Raw genomic sequence first — 6,985 nt, 5'->3', positions numbered from 1 at the left:
TGCCGTCTTTGGTGCTGCTCGGTTGCGTCGTCGCTCTCGGGCTCGCGTTCCGCGGATATCGGAACGCGGTCCGAGCAGAACGTCGCGAGTAGCCAGCCCGGTAGGGTGACATTTCGGTATCGCAGTTGCCGGGAGTTATCTGATCGAGATATCACCCTGGTGGAATGGTGCCGGTAAGTCCGGATCCACGACCGGGAGTGTTGAGTGAGTCCATCGAACAGATCGAGTGCGACGGGTGGCGATCAGTCGTCGGCTCGATCGGGCAAGTCGGCTAATTCGCCCCGGTCGAACAAGTCGGCCAAGCCCGCGAAAAAGCAGCGCTCGAAGTGGCGGTTCGTCCGGCGGACCATCTACGTGCTCGTGCTCCTGATGGTCATCGTGCCCGCGTCGGTTTTTGCTGTCGCGTACAGCCGGACCGACGTCCCGCGCCCCTCTGACATGCAGACCAATCAGGTGTCCACCATCTACATGGCCGACGGCACGACCGTGCTCGGCAAGGTAGTGCCGGCGGAGGGAAACCGCACCGAGGTCGCGTTGTCGGCCATCCCGATTCACGTCCGCGATTCGGTGCTCTCGGCGGAGGATCGTAACTTCTACACCAACCCCGGATTCTCGATCTCCGGATTTGCTCGCGCTGCCCGCGACAACGTGATGGGCAAGGAAAGCGCCGGCGGTGGCTCGACGATCACTCAGCAATACGTGAAGAACGTCTTGGTCGGTGACAAGCGCAGTATCGACAGGAAGCTGCGTGAGCTCGTCATCTCCGCCAAGATGGCGCGCGAATGGTCCAAGGACGACATTCTTGCCGCGTATCTCAACACCATCTACTTCGGTCGCGGTGCGTACGGCATCGCCGCCGCGTCGAACGCGTACTTCGACAAGCCGGTCAGTGAGCTGAGTGTCGAGGAAGGCGCAGTTCTCGCGTCCGTCATCCAGAGCCCGTCGTTCCTGGACCCCGAGACCAATCTGTCCGCGCTGCAAGCGCGCTGGGACTACGTTCTCAACGGCATGGTGGAACTGGGCAGCCTGACCAAGACGGATCGCGACGCGATGCAGTTCCCGGTCGTCGCCCCCGCCAATCGGCCGACCGATCTGAACCAGGCGCCAGGACCCGAAGGCCACATCAAGACCCAGGTACTCAAGGAACTGGCCGAGGCCGGTATCAGCGATCAGACGCTGAACACCGCTGGTCTGCAGATCACGACGACCATCGACCCGGTTGCGCAGGAAGCTGCGCTGAACGCCGTCAGGCGGAATCTCGAGGGCGAGCCGGAAGACCTGCGGACCGCAGTAGTGTCCATCGACCCCAAGACCGGTGGCGTCGACGCCTATTACGGCGGTGACGACGGAGCCGGCTTCGACTACGCCCAGGCGCCGCTGCAGACCGGTTCAGCGTTCAAGGTCTTCGGTCTGGTCGCAGCATTGATGGAAGACATTCCGCTGTCCGCACGGTTCGACAGTTCACCGCTCACGATCAACGGCGTGACCATCGGAAACGTCGGCGGCGAATCCTGTGGTCGATGCACCATCGCCGAGGCACTCAAGCGTTCGCTGAACACCAGCTTCTACCGGTTGATGCTCTCGATGGAGAACGGTCCCCAGAAGATCGCCGACGCCGCCCACCTGGCCGGCATCCCCGAGCACATTCCCGGACTCGACTACCCGACGCTCACACAGGAGGGTGGTCCGCCGGAGAACGGAATCGTGCTCGGCCAGTATCAGTCTCGCGTTATCGACATGGCGTCCGCTTACGCGACGCTCGCCAATTCCGGTGTGTACCAGCAGCCGCACTTCATCCGGAAGGTCGTGACGGCCGAAGGTGAAGTCCTGCTCGATCGCCCGGTCTCTCCCGGTGAGCGTCGTCTCGATGCTGCCGTTGCCGACAACGTCACGCAGGCAATGCTCCCGATCGCGTCGTACTCGAACGGTCACGCGCTTGCCGGTGGACGCCCGTCTGCAGCCAAGACCGGCACCGCGCAGTTGGGTGACACGGGCCAGAACAAGGATGCGTGGATGGTCGGTTACACGCCGTCGCTGTCCACCGCGGTGTGGATCGGAACTTCCGACGCTCAGGCCATCACCAACTCCTACGGTGGTTTGATCTACGGCTCCGGAGTGCCTGCGGACAGCTGGAAGATCACGATGGACGGCGCGCTGAAGGGATCCGACTGGGAGAGCTTCCCGTGGCCGGACCCCATCGGCGGGCAGGCCGGCGTTCCCGCGAACTCCGGCGTGACCTCGGGGGACGGGACGGGCACGCCCACGACGGGCGCGGTCGCTCCCCCGGCGCCCATCGAGGTGCCCGGCCTACCGCCGATCGAAGTGCCGCCGCTCCCCCAGTTGCCGCGTCAGATCGAGATCCTGCCGGGCATCGTCATCCCACTACCGGGCTGACAAACAGCGCCCGATTTCCGGTTCTCAGGCCTGATCGTCGAAGAGACCGAGTTGGGTGGGCGCTGCATCCTTGGCGGGCAGTACGACGACGCGCAGTCCGCGCCTGAGGTTGCGGATCGCGTGCGTCCACGCGCGCTTCTCGCCCGCACACAGGTCGGTGTCGTCGTCCTTGCGCCGGATGGACTCGGTCAACGCCTCGTGCCAGGCAGTCTCCTGCTCCTGGCTGATCCGCAGGTAGTCGAGAATGGTGTCGCGGTCGTGCTCACAGATCACGGCAACCTCTTCGGCGCTGAGCTCGCCCGTTCCGTCTGCGTCGAGTTCGAGGAGCGCCATGAGAGCCGGAGGAAATTCGTGGCACTCGTGTGACTCGTATTCGGCACCGGGATCTTCGTGCTCGGAGGCCATCCCGTCGTTGAAGGCGGTGTCTCCGGTAGCGCGAATGGGTTGCCCGCCCAGTTCTTCGGCGAGTTCGTCAGATGCTTCGGCCAGTTCGGCGAACGAGCGCAGAGCCCGCAGCAGGTGCTCGGCGACGAAGGGTGCGCCGTCCACGCGGACCACGCCCAGCACACTCTGCTCGACGAGAATGAGCTTGATGGTCGGCCATTGCCGATTGAGCTGAGCAAGAATTACAGCAGCGTTCTCGAGGTTCTCCACCGAATGCACGACCCGCGAGAACACCTCTACGTACTCGTCGTCCTCGAGGACACGAACATAGGTGACCTGCTCACCGCGGACCAGCGGGATGTCGCCGTCGTCGTCACGCTTGGGCGGATGACCGAGAAGGCGCTCGACGGCCCCGTCGACCAGGATCCGCAGCATGTCGCCCGAACCCGAGGGAGCGTGAGACGGCGTCGTGGCGAACGCCGGCGTCGACTCGCGCCCACTGGTGCTGGCACGCAGGAACGACGGGTGCGCAATGCTCCACATTTCACGGAAGACGCGCAACACTTTTGTCACCAGTTCCTCGGGACGAGCGCGGTCGACGTCGATGTAGAAGGACATGGACCCATTGCCCTCGGGTTCGTGCTCGCACAGATCGGGAGCGTTGAACCCCATGTCGAGCAGCGCTGAATGGTCTTCCGGTTCGAGCATCCGCAGTGGATGCAGAAACCTGTTGGAAGGAACTTCACAGCGCACGGAGGTCTGGTTCCATGCGAAGAACTGGATGCACGCGGGTGCGTCGGCCAGTTCGTCCATGCTGTCGTAATGCGACTCCACCACGAGGGTGTCGTCGTCCTCCATCACGGAGATGTAGCGAGCGAGATGAGTCTCGAAAGTAGTCCAGGCACTCAGGATTTCCAGATCGAAAGTATTGTCCGACATCGTCGCTCCTCTGGTCCGGGGGCGCATGGGGCCCTACCGACGACTCGCCGAAACCCCTGCTTTTCAAACCCCGCCTACGACGGTAGTCCTGGGGTCCGACAGTGACAGTGTTCGTAGGATCCGGGTGACCGTGTTTCAGTCAGGGGATTATCTTCCGAGCCTGCAGATTGGCGAAGATGTCGAGGAACATCGCTTCGGTGTCGACGTGGCGATGGAATCCGAACCGACGAGCTTTCGATCCGTCAGCGAAAAAGTCGTAGTCCCATCCGAATACGAAGTCACCGAACCCCCAGGACGAGACATCGGAATACGGGGTCCGAGCAAGGTGGTGTTCCTCGACGAGTTCATCCCACACCGACTCCTTGTCCGCCATTGCGACATCGAGGGACATCGGGAGCGGAGGTGCGACGTCCATGTCGAAGAAGGCTGCGATCTTCGGCCACATCTCCTGCCAGCGGAACAGGTCGCCGTTGTTGATGTTGAACGCCTGATTTGCGCACTCGGGGTTGGTCGCGGCCCAGACCGTCGCTTCGGCCAGGAGTCCGGCGTCGGTCATCTCGATCAAGCTGGTGTACGCGCCGGGCTTGCCGGGGAATCGGAGTGGGACACCCAGTTTCTTCGAGATGGTCGCGTAGACGGCGATGACCATCGCGAGGTTCATCGGGTTACCCAGTGCGAATCCGGAGACGACCGAGGGTCTGATCGCCGACCATGTCCACGACTTGCCGAGCTGCCTGCGTTCGAGGAACTGCTGTTGGTCGACGTTGAACTCGGGTGGCATGTGCGGTGGATCGCTCTCGCGGGCCGGAGTTTTGAACGGTCCGAGGTGTGCCCCGTAAACCTTGTAGCCCTGCATCAGGCTGACGTGCTCGAGTCCGCCCGCAACGGGCTCGATGGCGTCGAGAGTGTTGACCAGCATCGCCAAGTTGGGCGGAACCAGCTCGGCCCATGTCGGGCGGTCTTGATAGGCGGCGTAGAAGACATGGGTGACGTCGTCCAGTCCGCTCAGTGCTGCTGCGGTCTGTGAAGGATCGAGCAGGTCGACTGCGATGTGTTCGACCCGGTCGGTGTCCGTACCGCCTCGCCGCGAGAGTCCGATGATCTTCCATTCTCCGGTCGACTCGAGGTGATCGATCAAGTTCCCACCGATCACGCCTCGGGCTCCGACCACGAGTGCCACTTTGTCGTGCTGCACCATTTCAGCCTCCCATTGGTATATCGCGATGTTGCGATATAGGGAGTGAACCACACATATCGGCATTTCGCGATCTAGCGGTATGCTCACGAACATGGAAGACGCAACAACCGAGTGGGAAACGGCGTTCAAGGCGCTGGCCAACCCGATGCGTGTGCAAATCCTGCAGTGGTTGAAAGACCCCGGGAGCTTTCCCCCTCAGCTCGAGCCTGCCGAGGAGGTCGGAGTGTGCCTCAAGCACATTCAAGCGAGGGCGAAGGTGTCGCAATCGACGGCGTCTCAGTACATGGCCGCACTCCAGGCCGCGGATCTGGTGACCACCACACGAATCGGTCAGTGGCGGCATTACAAACGAAACGAGCAACAGATCGAGAAGCTTGCTGCATTCATCAGGCAGGGTTTGTAGGTACCAGCACCTGACCGATCCCTCCGGGGCCGCCAACGTTGTGGCAAAACCTCACATCGCCGGCGCCGTCGGTATGTGCATTGTGGTCGTTTCTCGGGTTGCTCGTTGTCCTTACGCTCGGCAGAGGGTACTGGCAAGGAGAGGCGTGCGATGAGTCGTGAGAGCTGGGTGGGCCGTGATGCCCGATCCATCGCCGAAGCCGTGCGGTCGGGTCAGGTGTCGGCGCGGACCGTCGTCGAAGAACATCTCGCACGGGTCGGCGAATGCAATGTCGAACTCAACGCACTGGTCACCGTGTGCGCCGAGGAGGCTCGCACGGCCGCGGATTCCCTGGACGAGCGACGCCTTCTCGGTGAGACACTCGGCCCCCTTGCCGGGGTTCCGTTCACGGTCAAGGACCTGATCGCCACTGCCGGCGTGCGCACCACTGCCGGTTCTCGCACTCTGGCGGACAACGTCCCGGCCGTCGACGCCCCGGCCGTCGCGGCATTCAAGGCTGCCGGTGCGATTCTGATCGGCAAGACCAACACCCCGGAATTCGGCGCGTGCGGCCTGACTCGAAACGAACTGTTCGGAACCACGGCCAGTCCGGTGCGACCGGACGGCGTCGTCCGGTCCCCCGGCGGATCGAGTGGCGGCGAGTCCGCGTCGGTTGCTGCCGGAATGAGCGTGCTCGGACTCGGTACGGATTTTGGTGGCTCGGTGCGTTGGCCCGCCCACTGCACCGGCCTCACTTCGGTTCGCCCGACGCTCGGACGTGTCGATCCGGAAGGTCAGTATCCAGGCGTGCTTTCGGATGGACGGGTACTCGCCAACCCTGCGACGATGCACGGCACGATCCAGACCATCGGCCCACTGGCCCGCAACCTCGGTGATGCGGCGCTTGCGTTGCGCGTCCTGTCGAAGCCGCATTTCTCGTGGACCGAGCCTGATTCGGTCGACGTCGACGACCTCGACATCCGCTGGGCCACCGGCGAGGGAACGATTCCCGTCGACGAAGAAATCCGGTCAGCGGTTCGGACGGTGGCGATCAGCCTGGACGCGAGCGAGTGCGACGGTCTGGCTCTGCCGCGGGCCAACGCGCTTTTCGGTGCGTTGCGATCGGTCGAGACCCACGCGGACATCTACTCTCTCGCAGCAGGTTCAGCGCACGCTTTCGACGCGGACATCACCGCCATGCTTGCGGCAGGCCATGATCGCAGTTCCGCCGAGGTGGAAGCGCTGTGGGCGGATCGCGCGGTGTTGATCAGCGAATTCCTCGGCGAGATGGGAGACGCACTGATCCTGCCGGTTGCGTCGGTGCTCGCTCCGCCGCTCGGTGTGGAGAGCTTCGAGGTGGACGGTCGCAAACTCACATGGATGGATGCGCTCGCGAGTTGCCGGGCGATCAGTGTGCTCGGTCTTCCGTCGGTCGTGGTTCCGGTAGGACTCTCCCGCAACGGTTTACCGATCGGGGTGCAGGTGGTGGCGAGACCGTTCCGCGAGCACGTTGCGCTGTCCGTGGCGGCGCGAATCACGTCGAAGGCGCAAGCTCTAGTCTGACTTCCATTTTTCGGTTTCGGCTGCGAAACGTGTTGCGTACGAGTCGGCAAGGTCGTGAAGAGTGGTGACGCAATCGCCGTAGTACGTCGGTGCATGCATGGTCGCCAGAATCCGCGGCTCGAGGT

General features: G+C 63.2%; 5 protein-coding genes. 3 read left to right on the top strand and 2 right to left on the bottom strand.

Annotation, left to right across the window (positions count from 1 at the left end; translation table 11 throughout):
* The first annotated feature begins 204 nt into the window (after positions 1 to 204).
* A complete protein-coding gene (locus A2J01_RS15575; protein WP_064113056.1) occupies positions 205 to 2,394 on the top strand; it encodes a transglycosylase domain-containing protein in 2,190 nt (729 codons plus the stop codon).
* A gap of 24 nt (positions 2,395 to 2,418) precedes the next feature.
* Here the strand turns inward: A2J01_RS15575 and A2J01_RS15570 are convergent, their stop codons facing one another.
* Both A2J01_RS15570 and A2J01_RS15565 read right to left on the bottom strand, forming a co-directional pair.
* Complete coding sequence (locus tag A2J01_RS15570; RefSeq protein ID WP_003946055.1) at positions 2,419 to 3,717, bottom strand: T3SS (YopN, CesT) and YbjN peptide-binding chaperone 1; 1,299 nt, start codon at positions 3,715 to 3,717, stop codon at positions 2,419 to 2,421.
* A 139-nt stretch (positions 3,718 to 3,856) separates the two neighbouring features.
* Positions 3,857 to 4,915 carry an SDR family oxidoreductase gene (locus A2J01_RS15565; RefSeq protein WP_064113055.1) on the bottom strand — a complete coding sequence of 353 codons (1,059 nt, stop codon included), beginning with the start codon at positions 4,913 to 4,915 and terminating at the stop codon, positions 3,857 to 3,859.
* Between the two features lie 91 nt (positions 4,916 to 5,006).
* On the opposite strand from A2J01_RS15565, the gene A2J01_RS15560 reads away from it, so the two are divergent.
* Positions 5,007 to 5,318: an ArsR/SmtB family transcription factor gene (locus tag A2J01_RS15560; RefSeq protein ID WP_007735219.1), complete on the top strand. Its 312-nt coding sequence runs from the start codon at positions 5,007 to 5,009 to the stop codon at positions 5,316 to 5,318.
* Positions 5,319 to 5,468: 150 nt separating this feature from the next.
* Positions 5,469 to 6,860, top strand: a complete 1,392-nt coding sequence (locus tag A2J01_RS15555; RefSeq protein ID WP_064113054.1) for an amidase — start codon at positions 5,469 to 5,471, stop codon at positions 6,858 to 6,860.
* The last annotated feature ends 125 nt before the right edge of the window (positions 6,861 to 6,985 follow it).

It is taken from the genome of Rhodococcus sp. EPR-134 (genome assembly GCF_001647205.1).
GTDB lineage: Bacteria > Actinomycetota > Actinomycetes > Mycobacteriales > Mycobacteriaceae > Rhodococcus_F > Rhodococcus_F qingshengii.
Note: the sequence above shows the minus strand (reverse complement) of the source record. Positions and strands in the feature narration are given on the sequence as shown.

Bases quoted from the DNA above. Each gene is read 5' to 3' on its own strand.
- A2J01_RS15570 (WP_003946055.1), bottom strand. From the start codon at position 3,717: ATGTCGGACAATACTTTCGATCTGGAAATCCTGAGTGCCTGGACTACT.
- A2J01_RS15565 (WP_064113055.1), bottom strand. From the start codon at position 4,915: ATGGTGCAGCACGACAAAGTGGCACTCGTGGTCGGAGCCCGAGGCGTG.
- A2J01_RS15560 (WP_007735219.1), top strand. From the start codon at position 5,007: ATGGAAGACGCAACAACCGAGTGGGAAACGGCGTTCAAGGCGCTGGCC.
- A2J01_RS15555 (WP_064113054.1), top strand. From the start codon at position 5,469: ATGAGTCGTGAGAGCTGGGTGGGCCGTGATGCCCGATCCATCGCCGAA.